The 21,615-nt window shown below is 72.1% G+C and carries 18 protein-coding genes and 1 tRNA gene; 10 read left to right on the forward strand and 9 right to left on the reverse strand.

The window, feature by feature from the left end; all coding sequences use genetic code 11:
- Positions 1-419 precede the first annotated feature (419 nt).
- Positions 420-2,879 carry a penicillin-binding protein gene (locus ACGFI8_RS06695; RefSeq protein ID WP_392800883.1) on the forward strand — a complete coding sequence of 820 codons (2,460 nt, stop codon included), beginning with the start codon at positions 420-422 and terminating at the stop codon, positions 2,877-2,879.
- A 79-nt stretch (positions 2,880-2,958) separates the two neighbouring features.
- Here the strand turns inward: ACGFI8_RS06695 and ACGFI8_RS06700 are convergent, their stop codons facing one another.
- The gene (locus ACGFI8_RS06700) at positions 2,959-3,411 is read right to left on the reverse strand and encodes a GatB/YqeY domain-containing protein (RefSeq protein ID WP_392800885.1); all 453 of its coding nucleotides are present in this window, start codon (positions 3,409-3,411) and stop codon (positions 2,959-2,961) included.
- A gap of 64 nt (positions 3,412-3,475) precedes the next feature.
- On the opposite strand from ACGFI8_RS06700, the gene ACGFI8_RS06705 reads away from it, so the two are divergent.
- The 3 genes from ACGFI8_RS06705 (at position 3,476) to ACGFI8_RS06715 (ending at position 5,699) form a co-directional block, all read left to right on the forward strand.
- Complete coding sequence (locus tag ACGFI8_RS06705; RefSeq protein WP_392800887.1) at positions 3,476-4,369, forward strand: metallophosphoesterase; 894 nt, start codon at positions 3,476-3,478, stop codon at positions 4,367-4,369.
- Positions 4,366-5,541, forward strand: a complete 1,176-nt coding sequence (locus tag ACGFI8_RS06710; RefSeq protein ID WP_392800890.1) for an alpha/beta hydrolase family protein — start codon at positions 4,366-4,368, stop codon at positions 5,539-5,541. Before ACGFI8_RS06705 ends, ACGFI8_RS06710 begins: the two co-directional genes overlap by 4 nt.
- 84 nt (positions 5,542-5,625) lie before the next feature.
- Positions 5,626-5,699, forward strand: a tRNA-Pro gene (locus tag ACGFI8_RS06715).
- A gap of 384 nt (positions 5,700-6,083) precedes the next feature.
- Here ACGFI8_RS06715 and ACGFI8_RS06720 read toward each other — a convergent pair.
- A complete protein-coding gene (locus tag ACGFI8_RS06720; protein WP_392800893.1) occupies positions 6,084-7,304 on the reverse strand; it encodes an acyltransferase family protein in 1,221 nt (406 codons plus the stop codon).
- Positions 7,305-7,368: 64 nt separating this feature from the next.
- Entirely contained in the window at positions 7,369-8,772 is a 1,404-nt protein-coding gene (locus ACGFI8_RS06725) for an FAD-binding oxidoreductase (protein WP_392800896.1), read from the reverse strand.
- A 19-nt stretch (positions 8,773-8,791) separates the two neighbouring features.
- Here ACGFI8_RS06725 and ACGFI8_RS06730 point away from each other — a divergent pair, with 19 nt between their 5' ends.
- The 3 genes from ACGFI8_RS06730 to bfr all read left to right on the forward strand — a co-directional run bounded on the left by ACGFI8_RS06730 (position 8,792) and on the right by bfr (position 9,853).
- A complete protein-coding gene (locus ACGFI8_RS06730) occupies positions 8,792-9,070 on the forward strand; it encodes a DUF4031 domain-containing protein (protein ID WP_392800898.1) in 279 nt (92 codons plus the stop codon).
- An 84-nt stretch (positions 9,071-9,154) separates the two neighbouring features.
- Positions 9,155-9,340 (forward strand): bacterioferritin-associated ferredoxin, encoded by a 186-nt coding sequence (locus tag ACGFI8_RS06735; protein WP_392800901.1) that lies wholly within the window; start codon positions 9,155-9,157, stop codon positions 9,338-9,340.
- Positions 9,341-9,370: 30 nt separating this feature from the next.
- Positions 9,371-9,853 (forward strand): bacterioferritin, encoded by a 483-nt coding sequence (gene bfr / locus ACGFI8_RS06740; RefSeq protein WP_392800903.1) that lies wholly within the window; start codon positions 9,371-9,373, stop codon positions 9,851-9,853.
- Here bfr and ACGFI8_RS06745 read toward each other — a convergent pair.
- Positions 9,828-10,439 carry a metal-dependent phosphohydrolase gene (locus ACGFI8_RS06745; RefSeq protein ID WP_392800905.1) on the reverse strand — a complete coding sequence of 204 codons (612 nt, stop codon included), beginning with the start codon at positions 10,437-10,439 and terminating at the stop codon, positions 9,828-9,830. The two genes, bfr and ACGFI8_RS06745, sit on opposite strands and share 26 nt — an antisense overlap.
- Before the next feature lie 29 nt (positions 10,440-10,468).
- Here ACGFI8_RS06745 and ACGFI8_RS06750 point away from each other — a divergent pair, with 29 nt between their 5' ends.
- On the forward strand, positions 10,469-10,747 hold the full coding sequence (locus ACGFI8_RS06750; RefSeq protein WP_392800908.1) for a hypothetical protein: 279 nt from the start codon (positions 10,469-10,471) through the stop codon (positions 10,745-10,747).
- A 66-nt stretch (positions 10,748-10,813) separates the two neighbouring features.
- On the opposite strand, the gene ACGFI8_RS06755 is transcribed toward ACGFI8_RS06750, so the two are convergent.
- Positions 10,814-12,658, reverse strand: coding sequence for a glycerol-3-phosphate dehydrogenase/oxidase (locus tag ACGFI8_RS06755; RefSeq protein WP_392800911.1), 1,845 nt, complete (start codon positions 12,656-12,658; stop codon positions 10,814-10,816).
- Positions 12,659-12,725: 67 nt separating this feature from the next.
- Between ACGFI8_RS06755 and ACGFI8_RS06760 the strand changes: the two genes are divergently transcribed.
- Positions 12,726-13,178, forward strand: coding sequence for an SRPBCC family protein (locus tag ACGFI8_RS06760; protein WP_392800914.1), 453 nt, complete (start codon positions 12,726-12,728; stop codon positions 13,176-13,178).
- Here the strand turns inward: ACGFI8_RS06760 and ACGFI8_RS06765 are convergent.
- Entirely contained in the window at positions 13,175-14,746 is a 1,572-nt protein-coding gene (locus tag ACGFI8_RS06765; protein WP_392800916.1) for a phytoene desaturase family protein, read from the reverse strand. The two genes, ACGFI8_RS06760 and ACGFI8_RS06765, sit on opposite strands and share 4 nt — an antisense overlap.
- Before the next feature lie 62 nt (positions 14,747-14,808).
- Between ACGFI8_RS06765 and ACGFI8_RS06770 the strand changes: the two genes are divergently transcribed.
- A complete protein-coding gene (locus tag ACGFI8_RS06770; protein ID WP_392800919.1) occupies positions 14,809-17,166 on the forward strand; it encodes a S8 family serine peptidase in 2,358 nt (785 codons plus the stop codon).
- A 256-nt stretch (positions 17,167-17,422) separates the two neighbouring features.
- On the opposite strand, the gene ACGFI8_RS06775 is transcribed toward ACGFI8_RS06770, so the two are convergent.
- From ACGFI8_RS06775 to groL, 3 genes are all read right to left on the reverse strand, one after another.
- Positions 17,423-18,496 (reverse strand): dipeptidase, encoded by a 1,074-nt coding sequence (locus ACGFI8_RS06775; protein ID WP_392800922.1) that lies wholly within the window; start codon positions 18,494-18,496, stop codon positions 17,423-17,425.
- 219 nt (positions 18,497-18,715) lie between these two features.
- On the reverse strand, positions 18,716-19,585 hold the full coding sequence (locus tag ACGFI8_RS06780) for a GNAT family N-acetyltransferase (protein ID WP_392800924.1): 870 nt from the start codon (positions 19,583-19,585) through the stop codon (positions 18,716-18,718).
- A 356-nt stretch (positions 19,586-19,941) separates the two neighbouring features.
- Entirely contained in the window at positions 19,942-21,564 is a 1,623-nt protein-coding gene (groL, locus tag ACGFI8_RS06785; RefSeq protein ID WP_392800927.1) for a chaperonin GroEL, read from the reverse strand.
- Positions 21,565-21,615 lie beyond the last annotated feature (51 nt).

A 21,615-nucleotide genomic window follows, 5' to 3' on the forward strand; every position in this document is an offset into this window, starting at 1 on the left:
CCTTGGACTCCCCCCGGGTCCATCCGCCGCTCTTGCCCCGGTGAAAAGCGCCCAAACCACGTCCCCCCATGGCATTCGGGTGCAGTTCGCCGGATTGCACGGCGTGACAGGAGGGTCCCCGGCCACGGGAACCCCGAGAGGAGCTTTCCGGAACATCATGCTCTGTAGTCGTTCAGTTACGCAACGTTGTTGCACCAGGTTAACCGGCTCTTCGCGATCCCCCGAAGGGCCGATGGGTGCTACCCCCGCGTCACTCCCGGGTGCGACTTGCCCAAAATCCCGGCGCCCCCGCACCGCTTGACGCAGAATCGGAAAACGGGTCAACCTCACACTCGGTGTAACGCGTCTAGGACAACGAGGACGCGTCCATCTGGACGTGGCCTTATGACGTCGTCCCGTAGTCTGAGGCGGTGACCTGGATGCGCAAACGCGAGCACGGCCTGCTGCCCAACGCGGCTTCCCTGCTGCTGTGTGGGCTCTTGGCAGGGCTGGTGGTCGCTGCGGCCGCGTTCCCTGCAGTCGCGATGTCGGGCCTCGCCGCCAAGGCCGGCTCCGACACGTTCGAAAACCTTCCCACCGACATTGACGTACTGCCCTCGCCGCAGATCAGCTACATCTACGCGTCGGACGGCAAGACCCTCCTCGCGATGATGTACGACGAAAACCGGCGCGACGTGAAGATCGACGATGTCGCCCGAGTCATGCAGGAGGCGATCGTCGCGGCCGAGGACAACCGGTTCTACGTGCACCGCGGCGTCGACGTGAAGGGCGTAGCCCGCGCGTTCGTGGCCAACCAGAACGCCGGCGGCCAGACCGAGCAGGGCGCCTCGACCCTGACGATGCAGTACGTGCGGCAGGCCATCTCCTACTCGGCCAAGACGCCGCAGGAGGTCGTGGACGCCACCGACAAGACGCCGACGCGCAAGCTGCGCGAGATGAAATACGCGATCGACCTCGAGAAGAAGCTCTCCAAGAAGGACATCCTCGAGCGGTACCTCAACATCGCCGCGTTCGGCCACGGTGCCTACGGCATCTTCGCGGCATCGCACGTGTACTTCGAGAAGGACCCCAAGGACCTGACGCTGCCCGAGGCCGCGCTGATCGCCGGCCTGGTGAAGGCGCCCGGCACCAACGACCCGGCGACCGCCAAGGGCCTGCAGCCCGCGCTCGACCGGCAGAAGTACGTGCTCAACCAGATGGTCTCGATGGGGTACATCGACCGGGCCACCGCCGACGCGGCCGGCAAGGAGAAGCTGAACATCGTCGGCAAGCGCACCCCCGAGGGCTGCGAGTCGGTGCAGCGCCCGGAGCTCGGCGCCGGCTTCTACTGCGACTACCTGCGCCGCTGGTGGCTGACCCAGAAGACGTTCGGCGAGGACCAGTACCAGCGCGCCAACCGGCTGCGGGCCGGCGGCTACACGGTCATCTCGTCGCTGGACATCCAGACGCAGGCGGCGGCGTTCAAATACGCGCAGGAACAGCCGTTCGTGTCCAAGGACCAGCAGGTCAAGATGGGCCAGTCCAACGCGCTGATGCTCGCGGCCGTACAGCCGGGCACCGGCCGGGTCACCGCGCTGGCGACCAACCGCATCTTCAGCAACGACCAGTCGCAGAACGGGCAGAACACCAGCCCCGACAAGAAGGGCCAGAAGGGCAACTGGCCGCGCACGACGGTCCCAATCATCACCGGCGACACGGACATCCCCGGCTACCAGGCCGGCTCGGCGTTCAAGATCTTCACGGCGGTCGCGGCTCTCGAGGCCGGATTCCCGCTCGCGACGACGATCAACACCGAGAAGCAGTTCGTCTCGGACTTCGTCATCGACGCGCGCAGCCCCGCGGCCTGCAACGGCCCGCACTACTGCCCGAAGAACTCCGGCGGCCAGTCCGGCCCGTACAACATGTGGACCGGCTTCGGCAGCTCGATCAACACGTTCTTCGTGCCGCTGGAGCAGCGGGTCGGCGTCGACCACGTCGTCGACGTGGCCAAGCGGATGGGCATCCAGTTCAACGCCCCGTCCGACGCGCAGTACGCGGCCAACCCGAAGCAGTGGGGCGCCTTCACCCTCGGCGTGAGCGCGACGACCCCGCTGCAGCTGGCCAACGCCTACGCCACGCTCGCCGCGGACGGCCAGTACTGCGAGCCGACCCCGATCCTCGAGGTCAGGGACAACAGCGGCAAGAAGGTCGACGGGCTCGACCCGAAGTGCAAGCAGAACATCGACCCCGAGGTCGCCCGCGCGGCCGTGGACATGGCCCGCTGCCCGGTCGGCGACCAGTCCGCGACCGGCAAGTGCGGCGGCGCGACCGCCGGCTACGCCCACGACTTCGTGAAGCGGCCGATCGCCGGCAAGACCGGCACGACCGACTCGGAGAAGAGCGCGACCTTCACCGTCATGACCAAGCAGCTCGCGGTCTCCGGGTTCCTCACCGACCCGGACTGGCCCGAGACGAACAAGAACATGAAGCACCCGCCGGTCAACTACGCCGCGCTGGCCACGCTGCGCGACGGCCTCAAGGGCCAGCCGGTCGTGCAGTTCACGCCGCCGACGAAGGACAAGACGCAGGGCAAGCTGGTCGACATCCCGTCGGTCAAGTGCCTCTCCGTCGACCAGGCCCGCTCGAAGGTCAAGAACGCGGGCTTCGGCGTCTCGGTCTCCAGCCAGCAGGTCGCGTCGCAGTGCCCGCCCGGCACGGTCGACCGCACCGATCCGGCCGGCTCGACGGCCAAGGGCAGCTCGGTCTCGCTGATCATCAGCAAGGGCCAGGGGGCGCAGGCACCGCCGTACCTGGGCAACAACGGCAACCCGAACGGCGACGTGCCGCAGAACAACGGCGGCTTCGCCGACCCCAACTGCCCGATCCCGTGGGTCTGCTGATCGCCTGAACACGCGAAACGGCGGGCGTCCCCTCGGGGGCGCCCGCCGTTCGTTGTATCGGATATCGGTCTGTCGCGCGTCAGCCCGCGGTGAGCTGCGCCTTCACGACGGCGGCGACGCGGCCGCCCTCGGCGCGGCCCGCGACGGCGGCCTGGGCGGCCTTCATCGCCGGGCCCATGCTCCCCGGGCCGCTGAACCCTGCGGCGGCCAGGGCGTCGCGCACGATGCCGGCGAGCTCGTCGTCGGACAGCTGCTTGGGCAGGTATCCGGCGATGACCTCCTCCTCCGCGCGCTCCTTCGCCGCCTGGGCCTCGCGGCCCGCGCCGGCGAACGCCTCGGCGGCCTCGCGCCGCTTCTTGGCCTCCTTGGTGAGCACCGACAGGACCTCGTCGTCGGAGAGCTCACGAGCGGACTTCCCGGCGACCTCGGCGTTGCGCACCGCGGCGATCGCCATCCGCAGGGTCGACGTCACCAGCTCGTCACGAGCCTTCATGGCGTCGCGCAGGTCGGACTCCAGGCGTGCCTTCAACATGAGAAAAGTCTATCCGTCCGATCTTGCTCATATTCTGTTGTAAAAGCGCCGGTAGGCTGTGCAGATGCGCTCGAAGACCGTACTGCGACTCGCGGCCGGCACCGTAGCCGCCGGCGCCGCCACCTTTGCCTACGCCTCGCTCGTCGAGCGCAACATGTTCACGCTGCGCCGCTTCGACGTACCGGTGCTGGCGCCCGACGCCGAGCCGCTGCGAATCCTGCACATCAGCGACCTGCACATGACGCCGGGCCAGCACCGCAAGCAGCGCTGGGTGGCCGAGCTCGCCGGCACCGACCCCGACCTGGTCGTGGTGACCGGCGACAACATGGCCCACGTGGACGCCGTCCCCGCCGTGGTACGCGCGCTCACCCCGCTGCTGGACCGCCCGGGCGCCTTCGTCTTCGGCTCCAACGACTACCGCGGCCCGGTGTTCAAGAACCCGCTCGGGTACTTCAACAAGAACAAGCCGTACGTGCAGGGCGCCGCGCTCCCCGTCGAGGAGCTGCGCGATCTGCTCACCGGCTCCGGCTGGGCCGACCTCAACAACGCCCGCACCACGATCAAGGCGGGCGGCCGCACCGTCGAGCTCGTCGGCGTCGACGACCCGCACATCAACCGCGACGACTACGACGCGGTCGCCGGCCCGGCCGCGGCCGACGTGGACGTGCGCATCGGCCTGGCCCACTCCCCCGAGCCGCGCATCCTCGACCGCATGGCCGACGACGGCTTCGACCTCCTGCTGGCCGGCCACACTCACGGCGGCCAGGTGGCCGTGCCGTTCTACGGCGCCCTCGTCACCAACTGCGGCCTCGACCGGAGCATGGCCAAGGGCCTGCACCGCTGGCCCTATTCCGAGTCGTACCTGCACGTGTCGGCCGGCCTGGGCACGCACCCGACGGCGCCGATCCGCTTCGCGTGCCCGCCGGAGGCGTCGATCCTGACGCTCATACCGCGATGACTGCCCAGCCCCAGGCCGGGCCGCTGCCGGCCGCGGCGGCGAGCAAATGGGCGCGCCGGGCCGCCTACGCGGGCATCGCGGGCGCGGCCGGCCTGGCGGTGCTGGTGCCCACCGGCACCGCCGGCGCGAGCTGGTTCCTGGCCGGCCAGGTGCTCAACGTCAACGGCAACCGGGTGTACCCCGTCCGCGTCCGCGCCTACGCCGGCAACCGCATCACGCTGACGAGGACCCCGGACACGGCCCGGTCCATCCCGCTGTCGTTCGTCTGGGCCGGCGGCCACGCCCGCCTCGGCGACGTGATCGCCGCCGACCGCGCGACGGTCACCCGCGAGGTCGAGGCCGTCACGCGCGGCTCGCTGGCGGCGGGCGTCCGGGGGTACACCTCGGGATATGTCTTCGAGGGCGACCCGCACAGCGCCCGGGGCCTGCCGTTCGACGACGTCGTCGTCCAGGGTGAGCTCGGGGCACTGCCCGCGTGGCTGGTCCCGCCCACCGCCGGCCCGGCCGACGACACCTGGATCATCGCCGTGCACGGCCGCGGCGCCCCGCGCGGCGAGGCCCTGCGCGCCCTGCCGACCCTGGCCGCGTCCGGCCACCACACCCTGGTCGTGTCGTACCGCAACGACCAGGACGCGCCCGCGTCCCCCGACCGCCGCTTCCACCTGGGCCACACGGAGTGGCGCGACGTACTGTCGGCGATCGACTACGCACGGTCGGCGGGCGCCCGCGACGTCATCCTGATGGGCTGGTCCATGGGCGGCGCCGCCATCCTCAACCTGCTCCGCCACTGGCACCACGACGGCTTCCTGCGCGGCGTCGTGCTGGACTGCCCGGTGGTCGACTGGAACGCGACGCTGCGCATGAACGCCCGCCAGCTCAACGTGCCGCCGGCATGGACGTGGACGGCACTGAGGCTGATCCAGCACCGCCTGGGCGTGCGGGCCGCGGACCTGGACTACCGCCCGCTGGCCGCCCGCCTGGACGTGCCGACGCTGGTGTACGTGGACCACGACGACCGCACGGTGGCCCCGTGGCCGACGGTCGAGTTCGCGAAGGCCGCCGCCGAGCACGTAACTTTGGTCGAAACGCGTGAGGCCGGTCACTGCCGCGGTTGGAACCTGAACCCCGAGGCGTACGAGCACCACCTGTCCACGTTCCTGAAATCCGTGTAATCCCAGCTCACCCACCCAAACGCCAACACGGGGGATACCGAGTTTGCGGCGGCGCGGGTGTGGGCTACGATTACTCGGCACGCTCGGGGTATAGCGCAGCTTGGTAGCGCGCTTCGTTCGGGACGAAGAGGCCGTCGGTTCAAATCCGGCTACCCCGACTTCGTGAAACACCAGCTCAGGGCTGGTTCTCTGGAAACAGGGAACCAGCCCTGAGTCGTTTCCCGGCCCTTTCGCGAGCAAAGCCAACGGGCCGCCTCCGGGGTGGTGACCTCGCCGCCCTCGGCCGTCAACTGGTCCACGACCGCGTCCAGGTCGTCGACGATCACGGTGGCGGAAGGGCAGTCGCCGATGCGGCGAGCTCGATCGCGCCGAACGCGAACCGCAGGTCCGGTTCCGCGCCGACCAGGGTCCGCAGCAACGGCAGCGAGGCGTCCAGGTGGCACCAAGTGGGCGCTCCCGGTGATGGAGGCCATCGGCACCGACTCGCGCCGCTTCGGCGAACTGCACCGGCCGCTGGAGCCGCCGCCACCTGGACGAGGTCCTTACCGCACGCCGCCGGTTCGAGCAGGCATGACCGGCAGACGCTCTCTGCTCCACATCCATCGGGGGTTCGCGGTGAACGGGCGCAGTGACGGTGTCCACTCCTTGAGCCGCAGGGCCGGCTTCTCGATGAAGTGCCACGACGCGGCGGCCAGGAGCAGGGTCAGCCCCATGCAGATGAGCATGTACGGCCACTCGCCGAAGCGGTACACGCCGTAGACGGCGAGGGTCTGCTGGACGAGGAAGGCGTAGATGTACACGCCGTAGGAGTAGTCGTTGCGCCGGCCGACTCGGCTCAGTCGCTCCGAGACCGCGGGTAGGCGGATGCCCAGCCAGAGCAGCAGGTAGACGTACGCGGGCAGGGCGGGGCCTAGCAGCGGCAGCTGAAGGTACAGCGCCATCAGTACCACGGCCAGGCTCGCGGCGCCGAGGGCGTCGTTGAGCGGCACGCGGTCGCGGTAAAGCTCCGCGCACGCGCCGAGCAGGAACGACGTGGCGAGCACGAGCAGGTAGAAGGTCAGGAACGTGCCGGCGACGGGGACGGTGAGGCGCGCCGAGAACGGGATCCACCGGCCGGTGCCGGTCGTGTCGCGGATCTGGTCGGCGACGATGACCGCCGTGCCGAGCAGGGTCGGGACCAGGATGAGGGGCCGGGCGCGCCGGAGCACGCCGATCAGCGCGAGCACGCTGACCCCGGCATAACATCCCAGCTCGTACTTGAGGGTCCACAACGACCCGTTGAGTGCGGGGTTCGCGCGCCCCGCGAGGACGTCGCCGATGGAATCCTGGCGCGGGTCGGCGGCGAGGTTCCGGCGGAGGTACTCCATCGGGCCGCTCGCCGTGGACCAGTAGCCGTCGAGCGCGCCGTGGCGGTACGTCCACAGCAGCGGTCCGACCACGAGCGCGGTGAGCAGCAGGCAGGCCCACAGGCCCGGGTAGATGCGCAGCACCCGGTGCCACCAGTAACGCAGGAACGGGGTGCGGCGGCCGCTGCGCGTGATGAGAAACCCGGAGAGCGCGAAGAACCCGGTGACGGCGAGGCCGCCGAGGTCGGCCGGGAGGCGCAGCGGATTGTCATCGCGGCCGAAGGCGAGCACGTTGGAGTGGCCGACGAGCACCGCGAGGGCGAGCACGAGCCGGATGAGGTTGAACGCGTTGTTCCGGCCCGGATACGAGGAGCCGAGGGTGCGGGACCTGGGCACCTTGGTCGGCTCCGTGAACATAGCGCTGGATGGTACGGCCTGGGGCCTGACTAGGAAATACACCGTCGCCGGACGGCCCGGCGGATCAGAAGATCTTGCCGGGGTTGAGGATGTTGTCCGGGTCCAGGGCGGCCTTGATGGAGCGGTGCGCCTTCAGGCCCGTCGGGCCGATCTCCCGGGCCAGCCAGTCGCGCTTCAGCAGGCCCACGCCGTGTTCGCCGGTCGACGTGCCGCCCAGGGACAGGCCCAGCGACATGATGGCGTCGAAGACCTTCTGGCCCTGGGCCAGGCTGACCGGGTCCGAGCGGTCGATCACGATGATCGGGTGCAGGTTGCCGTCGCCGGCGTGGCCGACCGTGGCCACGACCACGCCGTGCTCGGTGGCGATGCGTTCGATGCCCTCGATCAGCTCGACGAGGCGGGTGCGCGGCACCGCCACGTCGTCGACCATGACGCCGCCGCCGAGCGGAAACAGGTGGGAGGCGAAGTGCTCCAGGGCCGGGTGGGCCAGGCGGCGGGCGGCCAGCAGGGCGTCGGCCTCGGCGGTGTCCGCGGCCACGAACACGTCGGCCGCGCACGCCTGATGGCACATCGCGGAGATGCGGGCCAGGTCGTCCGGGGCGCGGGAGCCGGAGTCGACGGAGGCGATGAGCAGGGCGGCGGCGGTGGTCGGGAGGTCCATCGGGTGGTACGCCTCGATCGCGCTCATCGCGACCCGGTCGATGACCTCCAGCATGCTCGGCTGCAGGCCGGAGCCGATGATGGCGGAGACCGCGGCGCCGGCGGCCGGGAAGGTGTCGAAGACGGCGACCAGGGTCAGGGAGGGCTCGGGGGCGGGTCGGAGCCGGACGGTGATCTCGGTGATCACGCCCAGGGTGCCCTCGGAGCCGACGAAGAGGCTGGTCAGGTCGTAGCCGGCGACGCCCTTCGCGGTGCGCCGGCCGCAGGTGAGCACCTCGCCGCTGGCCAGCACGACCTCCAGGCCGATGACGTGGTCGCTGGTCACGCCGTACTTGACGCAGCACATGCCGCCGGCGTCGGTGGACACGTTGCCGCCGATCGTGGACTGCTCCCAGGAGCCGGGGTCCGGCGGGTAGTACAGGCCCTTCTCGGCCACGGCGCGGCGCAGCTGGGCGTTGACGACGCCGGGCTGGACGACGGCGATGCGGTTCTCCGTGTCGATGTCGATGATCTCGTTCATCGCGACGAGGGACAGCACGATCGCGCCCTCGATGGCGTTGGCGCCGCCGGCGAGGCCGGAGCGGGCGCCCTGTGGGATCACGGGCACCTTGAAGCGGCTCGCGGCGCGCAGTACCGCCGACACCTGGCCGGTGGTCCGCGGCCGTACCACCACCGCGGGCGTCCCGAACGGCACCAGGTCGGCCTCGTCGTGCTCGTACGAGCGCAACAGGTCCGGATCGGTCAGCACGCCACCCTCGTGAGGCAGGGCCGCCCGCAGCTCCCCGACAAGACCCAAGTTGAGATCCATACCTGGCACGCTAGTGCGTGTGCTCTACATAGACACGCCCCGGTGGCCGGCGCACGGGCGCCTCTGGGCCCATCTGATCAGCGACGTGTCCGTCGCCGAGCTGCACGCCTTCGCGGAGTTGATCGGGGCCAGGCGGCGCGCGTTCGAGCGCGACCACTACGACGTGTCGACGGACGGGGCGCGGATCGCCGTGTGGCTGGGCGCGCGGCAGGTGACGTCGCGGGAGATCGTCGAGCGCCTGGTTGCTGCCGGGCTGCGCCGCCCGCGCCATTTGTCCGCTTCTCGGAGCCCGAGCTGAGTCAGAAAACACCTGCTCAGGGGTTGTTTCCGAACAAACCTTAGGTGACCCTTGCTTAGGTAAGCCTAAGCGAGGAGTTCGGCCGTGTACGTCTGCATCTGCCACCGCGTCCGCGAGTGCGAGATCCGCCGGATCATCCAGTCCGGCGCCCACACCGAGGACGCCGTCGGCGACGAGTGCGGGGCGGGCACCGGCTGCGGGACCTGCCTGGATCGCATCGCGGACATCATCGACGCGGAGGCCCCAGCCGTGCTGCCCGTTTTCACCTAGAAACGGGCATAAAAGGCGTAGCCTGCCAGCATGCAGGGGGATGCACGCGTCATCGAGTTTCTGAATGAGCAGCTCACCGCCGAGCTCACGGCGATCAACCAGTACTTCCTCCACGCCAAGATGCAGGAGAACTGGGGATACACGATCCTGGCCAAGCACACCAGACACGAGTCGTTCGACGAGATGAAGCACGCCGAGGTGCTCACCGATCGCATTCTGTTCCTGGATGCGTTGCCCAACTACCAACGCCTGTTCCCGCTGCGCATCGGCGAGACGGTGCCGGAGCAGTTCAAGTGCGACCTGCAGGTCGAGGTCGAGGCGATCGACCGGCTGCGCCGCGGCATCGAGTACATGCGCTCGATCGGGGACGTGACCTCGGCGAACATCTTCGAGGACATCCTCGCCGACGAGGAGGACCACGTGGACTACCTGGAGACGCAGCTCGGGCTCGTCGAGAAGCTCGGCGAGGCGCTGTACCTCCAGAACGTCACGGAGCATCCAGAAGGGTCCTGATCTCCGCTTCGAGATTCGCGCGCGCACGGGCGGTCCACTCCGCCCGTGCCGGTACAACTCGGAAAATTTCCGGCAGATCAGCCAATTTTCGCAGAATTCCGGCCCGTCCCGGGCGGAACACGTCGTCGGGGATCGCCGCGTACTCGGCCCGCACCGCCTCGGCATACCGGGCATAGTCGGATTTCTCCGAAGCGAGGATCGCCAGGTCGGCATCCGCCAGCAGGCCGCCGTTGCGATCACCGGACGCGACGGCGTGGCCGGCGGTGAGCCGCACCAGCCGCGCCACCTCCTCGACGCGCGAGGGAGAAACACCGAGACCGGGCAGCACCTGTACGGCCAACAGGGCGCTGCGCTCTTCGTTGTCCTGGGCGAAGATCTCGTACACCGCGTCGTGGAACCACGCCGCCAGGCGCACCGCGTCGGCGTCGTCGGCCAGGCCGGCGTGCTCGTCGATCACGCGCAGCATGAGCGCCAGGTGGTCGAGCGTGTGGTACCGCCGATGGGGCTCGGACCACCGCGCGAGCAGGTCGCGCCCCACGGACTCCTCGCCCGGGAAGATCCGCTGCCAAGCCTCGATCACGCTCACGAGCCTAGGCCCCGCGCGCTCTCCACGATGTGATCCAGGCTGAGCGCGCGGCCGGCCGCGCGGTCGCGCTGGTTCGCGGCGATGCGCGGCAGCGTCCACGAGCGCAGGGTCTGCGCGTCGGGCGGCTCGGCCAGCCGGTGCCGGCCGCCCCCGGCTCGTACTGCGACGTGACGTACCCCGGCGCCCGCGTCGGCGACAGGCTCTTCCGCGGCAGCGGCACCTCACAGGCCTCGGCCGTGGTCACGGGCGCGGTGGCGGGCGGGCACTACTGGAGCTCCAGCACCTGGTCCGCCAAGCGCTGGACCTAGCGCCTGGGCCCGGCCGCCACGGGCCGGGCCCAGGCCTTCGGCGGGACTTCCCGGGGTGCCGAGGCGTCAGACGGCCGCGCGGTCGGCACGGAAGCCGCGCACGTCCGGGGCGCCGAGCCGGGCCGCGTCCGCGGTCAGGTCGTCGGGCATCCGCTGCGACTCCTGCTCGGCGGCCACCCGCGCCAGGTAGTGGTCGACCTCGCGGGCGCGCGTCGCCGCGTCCCAGCCGAGCACGTCGCCCATCACCTTCGCCGCGTCCGCGGCCGAGGCGGCGCCGCGGTGGTCGGTCTCGAACGAGATGCGCGTGCGCCGGGTCAGCACGTCCTCGAGGTGCAGCGCCCCCTCGGCGAGGGCGGCGTACGCGACCTCGGCGGCCAGGTATTCGGGCGCGCCGGCCACCGGGCGCCGCAGCTGCTGGTCGAGGGCGAGCACCTCGAAGGCCAGCGCGCCGTACCGCTCCAGCAGGTGCTCGAACACCCCGACCGGGATCCCGTGCCGGCGGGCCAGATCGGCCCGGTTTGTCCACAGTGGATGGTAGCCGTCGGCGCCGAGGAGGGGCAGGTCCGCGGTGCGCGAGGCGGGGACCAGGCCGCCGTGCCGGCGCAGGCCGCCCAGGCGGTGCGCCACGCGGTCGATGACGTCGGCGGCCATCACGCGGTACGTCGTGTATTTGCCGCCGGCGATGAGGAGCAGGCCGAGCATGGGCTCGACGACGGCGTGGGTGCGCGACAGCGCGGACGTCTGCTCGTCGCGGCTGTGCGGCTGGCGGTGCCTGGCCTCGCGGGACAGCAGGGGGCGCAGGCCCGCGTAGACGCCCTCGATGTCGGCGGTGCCGAGCGGGCGGTCGAGCACCGCGTTGACCTGGCCGAGCAGGTAGGAGATGTCGGTGGCCGAGGCGGCGGGATGGCCGCGGTCGAGGGTCCAGTCGGTGTCGGTCGTGCCGATGATCCAGTGGCCGCCCCACGGGATGACGAAGAGCACCGACGTGGGGGTGCGCAGGATGAGCCCGGCCTCGCCGGTGATGGCCGAGCGGGGTACGACCAGATGGACGCCCTTGCTGGCGCGGACCTGGAGGCCGGCCGACTCGCGCGGCCCCTCCCCGGACAGCATGCCGGCGATGTCGTCCATCCAGACGCCGGTCGCGGCGACGACGGTGCGGGCGTGGACCTCGAACTCCTCGCGGGTCTCGAGGTCGCGCACGGTCACCCCGGTGACCTCGCGGGCGTCGCGCAGCAGGCCCACGGCGCGGGCGCTGGGTACGACGGCGGCGCCCAGGGCGGCGGCGGTGCGGGCCAGGGTGGCCACGAGGCGGGCGTCGTCGACCTGGCCGTCGAAGTACTGGATGGCGCCGCTGATCGCGTCCTCGCGCAGGGACGGGAAGCGGCGGCGGGTCTCGGTGCGCGACAGGTGCCGGTGCAGCGGCATGCCGCGCGGCGAGGACCGGCGCAGCTGCGCCGCGCCGGCGAAGGCGTCGTAGAGGCCCACGCCGGCGCCGTAGTAGGCGCGCTGCCACGCCCGGTGAGCCAGGCCGGTGAGGCCGCGGTGGGCCGGCAGCGGGACGAGGATCGGCACCGGGCGCACGAGGTGCGGTGCCAGGCGGGTGGCGAGCAGGCCGCGCTCCTGCAGGGCCTCGGCGACCAGGCCGAACTCGAGCTGTTCGAGGTATCGCAGGCCGCCGTGGATGAGTTTCGAGGAGCGGCTCGACGTGCCGGAGGCCAGGTCGCGCGCCTCGATGAGGGCCACCGAGAGCCCGCGGGAGGCGGCGTCGAGCGCGGCGCCGGCGCCGGTGACGCCGCCGCCGATGATCAGGACGTCGAAGCGTTCGCGGCGCAGCCGGGCCACGTCGGCCGCGCGGCGGGCGGGCGACAGGCGGGACGCCTCGAAGCGGGATTCGGAGGGATCACGGCGCACTACTACACGGTAGCCTCGCCTGTCACGCCGTTGGTGTGAGATGCGTTGCCCTGGGAATCACACGGGGGTGTCCATCACCGAACGCATCGTCCGCGCGCCGGCCGACCGGGTGTACTCCGTGCTGTCCGACGGCTGGTCGTACTCCGACTGGGTGGTCGGCACGGCGCACGTCCGCGACGTCGATGCAGGCTGGCCCGCGCCCGGAGCCCGGGTGCACCACAAGGCCGGGCCGTGGCCGGTCTCCGTCCGCGAACGCAGCGAGTCGCTGGAGTGCGAGCCGGGCCGGATGCTGCTGCTCAAGGTGCACGTGTGGCCGCTCGGGGCCGGGCAGGCGCGGTTCACGCTCGACCCGCTCGACGCCGAGGCGACCCGGGTCACCCTGCAGGAGCGCTTCACCGAGGGGCCGCTGCTGAACATGCGCAACCGGGTCGGTGACGCGCTGTTGCACTTCCGCAACGCGGAGGTACTGCAGCGCCTGGCCGACATCGCCGAGCACCGCACCGGGCAGCCGACGCACTAACGTGGGTAGATCCGGTGCATCGCGGCGCCGATCACGGCCCGGTAGGCGTCCCCGACCACGGGGCGGTGCCGAGCCAGGGCCGCGCGCGCCGCGTTGGCCCCGGCCGCGCCGTGCACGCCGCCGCCGGGGTGCGCGCTGGAGCTGGCCAGGAAGAGCCGGTCGATCGGCGTGTCGGCGCGACCCAGCCCCGTCGTGGGGCGCCAGATCAGCTGCTGGTACGCCGCGGCCGTCCCCCCATTGATCGCCCCCTCGACCAGCGAGGGGTTCTTCCGCTGCAGCTCCGCGGGGCCGAAGACGTAACGGCCGAGCACCAAGTCGTCGAAGCCGGGGGCGTGCCGTCGCAGCACGTCGGTCACCCGGTCCACGTGGGCCGCCACCTGGTCCGCGGTGGTCCCGCGGGGCAGGTGGGTGTACGCCCACAGCGACTCGGTCCCGACCGGCGACCGGCTCGGGTCGGCGGTCGTCATCTGCCCCACCAGCAGGAACGGCTCCTCGGGCGGACGGCCGGCGGACAGGTCGGCGGCGTAGCGGACCGGATCGGCGCCGAGGTGGATCGTGCCCGCCCCGGCGACCTCCGGCGCGATCCACGGCACCGGGCCGGACAGCGCCCAGTCGATCTTGAGGGTGGGATTGTCCCAGCGAAACCCGGCGAGGTCCGCGAGCAGCCGTCCGGGCAGATGCTCCGGTCCGATCAGGCGCTGGTACAGCTGGGGCGCCGGAACATCCGCGATCACCGCCCGGCGGGCCCGGAAGAGTCGCCCGTCCGCGCAGCGCACGCCGAGCGCACGGCCGCCGCCGACGACGATCCGGTCCACCTCGGCCCGGCGGTGCACGACCCCGTCGAAGCGGCGCAGCAGCGCCTCGGTGAGCTGCTGCGCGCCGCCCGCCGGGACCGGGAAGCCGTACTGCTGGGCCAGCATCGCCAGCAGCCAGCCGAACCCGCCGCCGGACGCGTCGTCGGGTGCCAGGTCGGTGTGCAGGGCGAGCCCGGTGAGGAGCATGCGGGCACCCTCGCCGGCGAACAGCTCCTCGCCCAGGACCCGCGCCGGGGCCAGGAACCGGCGGCCCAGCCGGAGCGCGCCGCCCAGGCCCGCCCCGGCGGCGAGGCGGGCGCCGGCGCGGACGGGCGGAAACGGGGTCAGCAGCGCGGCGAGGAGGTCGGGGGCCAGGCGGTGCCACTCGGCGTACCACTGCCGCCATGCCTTGCCGTCCCTCGGCGCGAAGCGCTCCAGCGACTCGACGGTGAGGTCCAGCTCGCGGCTGATGACCGCGGCCCGCCCGTCGGGGAAGAGGTGCGCCACGACGTCGGGGGCGTGGGTCCAGCGCAGCCCGTGCGCCTCCAGGTCGAGCGCGAGCAGCGGGGGCGAGGCGGCGGCGAGCGGGTAGAACGAGCTGCACAGGTCGCTGAGGAACCCGGGCGCGGCGATCTCGGCCGAGCGGACGGCGCCGCCGAGGTGCTCGGTGGCCTCCAGTACCGCGACGTCCCAGCCGGCGTCGGCGAGCATGTTGGCGGCGACCAGCCCGTTGTGCCCGGCGCCGATGACGACCGCGTCGACCGTCTCCGTCATGCTCCCCAGTCTCCTTCCCTTCGCGCCCCGATTTGTCATACCCGCCACGTAGAGTCCCGACCATGGTTCCCCCCGAGGCCGGGCCCGTGGTCCCGCCGCCCCCAGCGTCTCCGCCGGCGACGCCGTCGCGGCGCGCCTGGGGCTGGTCGCTCGCGCTGACCATCCTGCTCGGGCTGTGGACCGTGGCCGTGGTCGTCGTGGCGAACGCGTTCGTCTGGCTGATGGGCGACTCGCTGGTCATCGAGGGACTCTCGCTGCCGGTGGTGTTCTGGCCGATGGTGTCGGTGCTCACCGCGCTGCTGGCCGGGCTGCCGGCGCTGTTGCTCGCGCAGCTGTCCCCGGTGCCGTTCGCCCGCACCGCCGGCCGCCAGTGGCTGCTCGCCTCGATCTTCGGCGTGCTGCTGGGCCTGGCGCGGCTGGTCCCGGTGACCTATCACGAGGTCTATCTCGCCGTCCTCGCCGCGCTGGCCGCCGTGACCGCGGCCGTGCACATGACGATCGCCGGCCGGCTGGAGCGGCGCATCCCGGCGGACCGCTGGATGTTCTGGCTGTCGCTCGGCGCGGGCCTGCTGCTCCTGCTGCCCTGGCTGTGGGTCGGCTCGCTCGGCGGCATCGTGGAGACGGTGCTCGCCCTGGTCGCCGCGCTCGCGGTGGGCTGGCTCGCGACCCGCCCGATGCTGGCGCTGACCGGCCGGGTCGCGACCTGCGGCGGCAGCGGCTGGGGGCGCGGGGCGCTCGCGGGCCTGCTCGCCGGCGTCGGCCTGGTGCCGCTGGCCGCGGGCGTCGGCGAGCCGGCCGTGCAGCTGCTGGCGCTGCTGTGCGTGCCGCCGGTGGCCTTCGCCCTCGCCGCCCTGCGGCACAAGGGTGAGCCGTCGGTCGTCGCGCTGCTCACGCCGGTGCTGTTCGGCCTGCTCGCTTTCGTCGACCCCGACGAGACGTCGCTCATCCTGGGGCTGCGCGACGGGCTGTTCTGGGGCGCGGTGGGCGCCGTGTTGACCGGCGTGCTGGCCCTGCTGGCCGCGATCGCGGTGCTGGTGGTGTTCCGCCGGGTGCGCTGGCGCCCCTGGCTCGCCGCGGTGCTGGCCGCCGTGGTCGCCGCGGGCGGCGCCGCGGTCTACGCCGTGGCCGGCCGGCCCGGTTTCGAGGGCGAGCGGCTGTTCGTGGTCATGCGCGAGCAGGCCGACCTGTCCGGGCTGTCCGCGATCCCGGACCGCACGGCCCGGGTCCGGCAGACGTATGAGCGCCTGGTCGCCACCGCCGAGCGCACGCAGGCCCCGCTGCGGGACGTGCTGCAGGACAGGCACATCTCGTTCACGCCGTTCTACCTGGTCAACGGCGTGGAGGTGGACGCCGGGCCGGTCGCGCGCCAGTGGCTGGCGAGCCGCTCCGACGTCGCGCACGTGCTGCTCAACCCGCACCTGCGGCCGCTGCCGGCGACCGCGCCGCCGATGCACGGCACGGTCGGCGCGCCGTCCGGGACGCCGTGGAATCTCACGCTCATCGGGGCGGACCAGGTCTGGGCGCGGTATTCCACCGGCAAGGGCATCGTCGTCGGCAGCTCCGACTCTGGCGTCGACGGCACCCACCCGGCCCTGCGCGGCAACTTCCGCGGTGGTGACGACTCGTGGCTCGACCCCTTCGGCACCGCCCGCAGCCCGTCCGACAACAACGGCCACGGCACCCACACGATGGCCACCGCGGTCGGCGCCGGCGTCGGCGTGGCCCCGGGCGCGCAGTGGATGGCCTGCGCAAACCTGCCCCGCAACCTCGGCAGCATGGCCAACTACCTGACCTGCCTGCAGTTCATGCTCGCGCCCTATGCGCCGGGTGCCGACCCGTGGCACGCCGGGCGCCCCGAGCGCGCGCCGCAGGTGCTCACCAACTCGTGGGGGTGCCCCGCGGTGGAGGGCTGCGACCTGTATTCGATGCGCCCCGCCATCGACGCCTTCGCCGCCGCGGGCATCTTCTTCGTCGCGGCGGCCGGCAACACGGGCCCGCGCTGCGAGTCGATCACCGACCCGCCGTCCAACTACGCCACCACGCTGACCGTCGGCGCCGTGGACCGCAACAGCCGCGTCGCCGCCTTCTCCAGCCGCGGCCCGACCCCCGGCGGCCTGGCCAAGCCCGACGTCATGGCGCCCGGCGTCGACGTGCTCTCCGCGCTGCCGGGCGGCGGCTACGGCTACCTCAGCGGCACGTCGATGGCGACCCCGCACGTGGCGGGCGTGGTCGCGCTGATGTGGTCGGCCAACCCGGCGCTGGTCGGCGACATCACCCGGACCCGCGCGATCCTGGCGACCACCGCCCGCCCGGTACAGCTCACCGGCCCGGCCTGCGGCCCCCCGGCCGACACGGAGGGCGCCGGCCTGGTCGACGCCTTGGCGGCGGTGCAGGCCGCGGTCGCACTCCCCCCGCCCTGACCCCGCCCCAGCCGTTTCGCGGCCCGGTCCGTCCTGCCCACTCCGCGCGCCCCGCCGCCGGCAGCGCCCCGGACCCGGCCCGCACGGAGCGCCACCCGCTCCAACCTCAGCCCGGGACGTTTCGTAACCCCGACGCCCACACCCGCCCCGGGACCTGGCCCGCGCGCGGCGTTCACCCGCCCCGACCTCGACCCGGTCGTCTTGTAGCCCCGCCGCCCGCACCGCCCCGGCGCGGCGGACCAGCCCGCGCGGGGCGTCAGCCGCAGGTGGCGCGCAGGACGCGCATCGCGTTGTCCCAGGCGAGGCCGCGCAGCTCCGGCTCGGACCAGCCGCGGGCGGTCAGCTCGTCGAACAGCGCCGGGTACGCGGACACGTCCGGCAGGCGGGCGGGCACGACCTCGGTGCCGTCGAAGTCGCCGCCGAGGCCGACGGCGCCGACGCCCGCGACCTCGCGTACGTGCTCGACGTGGTCGGCGACGTCGCGCACGCTCGTCGGCGGGCACGGGTTGGCCTCGATCCAGGCCTGGCGCTCGCGCAGGAACTCGGGGCTGTCGCACGGCAGGGCGATGGCGTCCTCGACCCGGTACAGCTCGTCGCCCCAGTGCCGGCACTCGTCGGTGAGGAAGAAGGGCACGAAGGTCACCATCACCACGCCCTCGGTGTCGCGGACCCGGCGCAGGACGTCGTCGGGGACGTTGCGCGGGTGGTCGCACAGCGCGCGGGCCGACGAGTGCGAGAAGAACGCAGGCGCGGTCGAGGTGTCCAGCGCCGCGTGCATGGTGGTGTCGGCGACGTGGGAGAGGTCGGCGAGCATGCCGAGGTGGTTGAGCTCGCGCACGACCTCGTGGCCGAACGGCGACAGCCCGCCGCTGGCCGGCTCGTCGGTGGCGCTGTCGGCCCAGGCGGTGTTGCGGGAGTGGGTCAGCGTGAGGTAGCGGATGCCGAGCTTGTACAGCGAGCGCAGCACGACCAGCGAGTTGTCGATGCAGTGCCCGCCCTCGGCCCCCAGCAGCGAGGCGATGCGGCCGGAGGCACGGACCCGCTCGACCTCGGCGGCGCTGGTGGCGATGGCGAGGCGGTCCGGGTGACGGGCGACGATCCGGCGCACGAGCTCGACCTGCTCGACGACCTGGACGGCGGCCTGCGGCTCGGGCCGGTCGTCGGGAACGTAGACGCTCCAGAACTGGGCGCCGACGCCGCCGCGCCGCAGGCGCGGGAGGTCGGTGTGCAGGCCGGTGGCGGTGAGGTCAGCAGCGAGGTCGAGCGCCCCGTGGGGGTCGCGGACCCGCAGCCGCCAGGGCAGGTCGTTGTGCCCGTCCATCACATCCATGGCCCCGACTCTACGGTTTCCGAAATGCACGATTTGCCCACACCATGCGAACTGTCCTCATATGGTGAAGTCGGCCGCCATACGGGGGCTCGCCGCAGAAAAAGCGCGTCGGCGCCCGTGGCGTGACGGGGGATCACGGGCTCCGGCGGCACGTGTGCGGGGCAGGATCGTGGCGAACCCACGGCCCGCCCCGCACGCGTCTGCCGTGGCGCCGACCCCCTAGAGGGTCTTGGTGTAGATCCAGAAGATGCGCTCCAGGCGGGCCGCCACCGCCTTGGAGTAGAAGCCGATCGGGCCCGCCCAGCCGATCTGCGCCGTCGCGTGGCCGGCCGCGCGCTGGTCGGACAGGCAGCGGCGCAGCAGTACCCGGCCGACACCCAGGCCCTCGGCGGCCGGCGCGGTGCCCATCGGGCCGAACCAGCTCGGGCGGTTCGCGCCGTACGCGGCGAAGCCCAGGATCTCCCCATCCCGCACGGCGACGTAGCAGCCGGCGCCGCGCCGGTCCACCGACTGCTCGACCTCCCAGGCCCAGCCGTCGCCCCAGATCGAGCGAACCCAGTCGGGGGCGTCGGGGCCGGCCGGGAGCACCTTCACGCCGGACGCCTCCAGGCGGGCCTCGTCGGCCGGGGCCTCCGGGCTGGACAGCGCAAGGTCCGCGGTCATGTTCCAGGCCGTGTCCGAGACCTTGTAGCCGGCCCGGCGAGCCAGGCAGACCGCCGGGGTGTACCGCACGTCGACGCCCGGCCACGCGTAGCACGGCGGGTTGCCGCCGAGGCGGATCCGATCTGCGCCGAGGGCGGCCAGGCGTTCCTCGGCGGCGCGCACCAGGGCGGAGCCGAGGCCCCGGCGCCGGGCCTGCGGCAGCACGGCGAGCAGTTCGATGTGCCCGAGCCCCGGGTCGGAGTCGTTGATCGAGGCGAAGACGACGCCGCTGCCGTCGGCGGCGGCCAGGCGCGCGACGACCCGCCCGGCCGGCGGCGCCGCGAGCCGCCCGACGAGACCCCCCGCCTCGGCCGCGTCCTCCGGCAGGTCCAGCGCCCGGGCGACAAGCCCCTCCGCTGCGGAAACGTCCTGGAGATCCACGATCATTTGGTAAACATATCTAACTGTTTGGGCTGTCAGGCGCACTCGTAGCACGGATGTGAGGAAAACGAAACGAGCCACCGACGCCCCGCAACAAACGCCCCGGCCCCGCTCGCGCCACACAGACCAAACCGACGCGGACACGGCGCACGGACGCGGACAGCGTCCCACAGACGCGGCGCGGCGACCGGACGCGGCAAGCCGAGCACGCGCACGCAGGCGCGTGGACGCAGACCCGGCCCGACGCAGCGCGGCCCGACACGAGCCCGGCGCGGCGCGGCGGGCATCCCGCAAGCGCGGCGTGGGGATGCGAAAGGGCGGGCCGACCCGGAGGTCGACCCGCCCTGACGAGAGACTTGGACTCAGAAGTCCATGTCGCCGCCGCCCGGCGCGCCCGCCGGGGCCTTCTCCTTCTCCGGCTTGTCCGCCACCACGGCCTCCGTGGTGAGGAACAGCGCCGCGATGGAGGCGGCGTTCTGCAGCGCCGACCGGGTCACCTTGGCCGGGTCGATGATGCCCTCGGCCAGCAGGTTGACGTACTCGCCGGTCGCCGCGTTGAGGCCGTGGCCCGCGTCGAGGTTGCGGACGCGCTCGACGACGACGCCGCCCTCGAGGCCGGCGTTGACGGCGATCTGCCGCAGCGGGGCGTCGAGCGCGACGCGCACGATCTGCGCGCCGGTGGCCTCGTCGCCGACCAGGTCCAGCTTGTCGAACGCGGTCTTGCCGGCCTGCACCAGGGCCACGCCACCACCGGGGACGATGCCCTCCTCGACGGCCGCCTTCGCGTTGCGCACGGCGTCCTCGATGCGGTGCTTGCGCTCCTTGAGCTCGACCTCGGTGGCCGCACCGACCTTGATGACCGCGACGCCGCCGGCCAGCTTGGCCAGCCGCTCCTGCAGCTTCTCGCGGTCGTAGTCCGAGTCGCTCTTCTCGATCTCGGCGCGGATCTGCGAGACCCGGCCGTTGATCGCGTCAGCGTCGCCGGCGCCGTCGACGATGGTCGTCTCGTCCTTGGTCACGACCACCTTGCGAGCGCGGCCGAGCAGGGACAGGTCGGCGTTCTCCAGCTTGAGGCCGACGGTCTCGCTGATGACCTGACCGCCGGTCAGGATCGCGATGTCGGTCAGCATCGCCTTGCGGCGGTCACCGAAGCCGGGGGCCTTGACGGCGACCGACTTGAAGGTGCCACGGATCTTGTTCACCACGAGGGTCGCCAGGGCCTCGGCCTCGACGTCCTCGGAGATGATGGCGAGCGACTTGCCCGACTGCATGACCTTCTCCAGCACCGGGAGGAGGTCCTTCACCGCGGAGATCTTCGACTCGACGATCAGGATGTACGGGTCGTCGAGGACGGCCTCCATCCGGTCGGTGTCGGTCACGAAGTACGGCGAGATGTAACCCTTGTCGAAGCGCATGCCCTCGGTGAGCTCGAGCTCGAGGCCGAAGGTGTTGCTCTCCTCGACGGTGATGACGCCTTCCTTGCCGACCTTGTCCATCGCCTCGGCGATGATCTCGCCGACCGTGGAGTCGCCCGCGGAGATGGAGGCGGTGGAGGCGATCTGCTCCTTGGTCTCCACGTCCTTGGCCAGGTTGGCCAGCTCGTCGGCGACGGACGCGACCGCCGCCTCGATGCCGCGCTTCAGGGCCATCGGGTTCGCGCCCGCGGCGACGTTACGCAGGCCCTCGCGGACCAGCGCCTGCGCCAGCACGGTCGCCGTCGTCGTGCCGTCACCGGCGACGTCGTCGGTCTTCTTCGCGACTTCCTTGACCAGCTCAGCGCCGATCTTCTCGTACGGGTCCTCGAGCTCGATCTCCTTGGCGATGCTCACACCATCGTTGGTGATGGTGGGCGCGCCCCACTTCTTCTCGAGGACGACGTTGCGGCCCTTCGGGCCCAGCGTCACCTTGACGGCGTCGGCGAGGGTGTTCATACCCCGCTCAAGACCGCGGCGCGCCTCTTCGTCGAACGCGATAATCTTGGCCATTCGGCGTTGTCCTCCTGGACACTCACGATTCGCCTCGACCCACGTGGGGCC

It is taken from the genome of Dactylosporangium sp. NPDC048998, assembly GCF_043197855.1.
In the GTDB taxonomy this organism is placed as follows: domain Bacteria; phylum Actinomycetota; class Actinomycetes; order Mycobacteriales; family Micromonosporaceae; genus Dactylosporangium.

What these genes read in the sequence shown, in the direction of transcription:
- bfr (WP_392800903.1), top strand. Translation starts at nt 9,371, where the DNA reads ATGCAGGGGGATGCACGCGTCATCGAGTTTCTGAATGAGCAGCTCACC.
- ACGFI8_RS06775 (WP_392800922.1), bottom strand. Translation starts at nt 18,496, where the DNA reads ATGGATGTGATGGACGGGCACAACGACCTGCCCTGGCGGCTGCGGGTC.
- ACGFI8_RS06705 (WP_392800887.1), top strand. Translation starts at nt 3,476, where the DNA reads ATGCGCTCGAAGACCGTACTGCGACTCGCGGCCGGCACCGTAGCCGCC.
- ACGFI8_RS06710 (WP_392800890.1), top strand. Translation starts at nt 4,366, where the DNA reads ATGACTGCCCAGCCCCAGGCCGGGCCGCTGCCGGCCGCGGCGGCGAGC.
- ACGFI8_RS06725 (WP_392800896.1), bottom strand. Translation starts at nt 8,772, where the DNA reads ATGGATCTCAACTTGGGTCTTGTCGGGGAGCTGCGGGCGGCCCTGCCT.
- ACGFI8_RS06720 (WP_392800893.1), bottom strand. Translation starts at nt 7,304, where the DNA reads ATGTTCACGGAGCCGACCAAGGTGCCCAGGTCCCGCACCCTCGGCTCC.
- ACGFI8_RS06695 (WP_392800883.1), top strand. Translation starts at nt 420, where the DNA reads ATGCGCAAACGCGAGCACGGCCTGCTGCCCAACGCGGCTTCCCTGCTG.
- ACGFI8_RS06780 (WP_392800924.1), bottom strand. Translation starts at nt 19,585, where the DNA reads ATGATCGTGGATCTCCAGGACGTTTCCGCAGCGGAGGGGCTTGTCGCC.
- ACGFI8_RS06770 (WP_392800919.1), top strand. Translation starts at nt 14,809, where the DNA reads ATGGTTCCCCCCGAGGCCGGGCCCGTGGTCCCGCCGCCCCCAGCGTCT.
- ACGFI8_RS06765 (WP_392800916.1), bottom strand. Translation starts at nt 14,746, where the DNA reads ATGACGGAGACGGTCGACGCGGTCGTCATCGGCGCCGGGCACAACGGG.
- ACGFI8_RS06700 (WP_392800885.1), bottom strand. Translation starts at nt 3,411, where the DNA reads ATGTTGAAGGCACGCCTGGAGTCCGACCTGCGCGACGCCATGAAGGCT.
- groL (WP_392800927.1), bottom strand. Translation starts at nt 21,564, where the DNA reads ATGGCCAAGATTATCGCGTTCGACGAAGAGGCGCGCCGCGGTCTTGAG.